Annotated in this window: 1 protein-coding gene; it reads right to left on the bottom strand. The window is 65.4% G+C overall.

Going from position 1 to position 911, the window contains the following annotated elements; translation table 11 throughout:
• The coding region (locus NCT32_RS36950) for a DUF6531 domain-containing protein (RefSeq protein ID WP_250491558.1) at positions 1 to 911 on the bottom strand (911 nt) is incomplete at both ends.

Genomic DNA, 911 nt, shown 5'->3' with positions numbered 1-911 from the left:
GCAGGCGTGCGCCAGCCGTGGCCCGCCGCGCCCGGCAACATGTCATGGCTCGCGTAGTAGCGATGCCACACGAGCGGCAAACGCCCGCGCACGGTGAAGTCGTTCTGTTGGACGATCACTTCGCCAGTCACGCCATCGACCGGTTCACCGAAGGCACGCTGGCAGACGCTGCTGAGGAACCTGCCCCACTTGCCATCGCCTAGTCGATCCTGAATCGCCCGCGATACGTCGCAGAACTTCGGCTTCTGGTTCATCGCGTGGGCGTGTGCGGCTTGCATCGCCATGCCCGCGAGCGCCGCGATGCTCGGCACCGGTGGACCGCCAACCAATACTGGGCGTGAGGCGGGAATCGGCAGCATCATCGAGGTCGGCAGTGAGGCGGAGCCGCGCTTGCTGTGTTCAGCGTTGTGAGAGAGCGAAAGCATCCCCACGAACCAGCAACTCAGCGCGGGCAACACGGCGTAGGACATCGGGTCGCCGTTGGCGCGCACGGTGAGGCTGCCAAGAAACGATTCGCTGTTGCTGGAAGGTCTGGGCGCATCAGGGCCCGTGAACGTGCCGCCGATCGGGAAATGCAGGCCGGGAACGTGAATGGTCTGGGTGCCCGCGGTGGTGCGCATCAGGCCGTTGACATAGATAGGTCCACCGCCTCCGCCAGCGGCGCTCTGCACGGCCATCGCCGCCATGCCGACCGCCGCAGCCCCCAGACTGCGCATGCCCATTTTGACGATGGAGGCCGCGCCCATCGCCATCATGCCCATCGACACCATGTTGCCGACGCCCTCTGGCAAGAGGCTCAGGTACTCCATCGGATCGAACACCATGCCTACGTGCGGATGCGGCAGCGGTAGCGTGGGGCCTGCGAATGTCTGGATCAGATGAACGTCCACGCCGATGACCGGCGTCAGGTG

Origin of the sequence: Caballeronia sp. INML2 (assembly GCF_023631365.1) — a bacterium.
Classification (GTDB): Bacteria; Pseudomonadota; Gammaproteobacteria; order Burkholderiales; family Burkholderiaceae; genus Caballeronia; species Caballeronia turbans.
The sequence above is the reverse complement of the archived record's forward strand: the minus strand, read 5'-3'. Positions and strand labels throughout refer to the sequence as shown.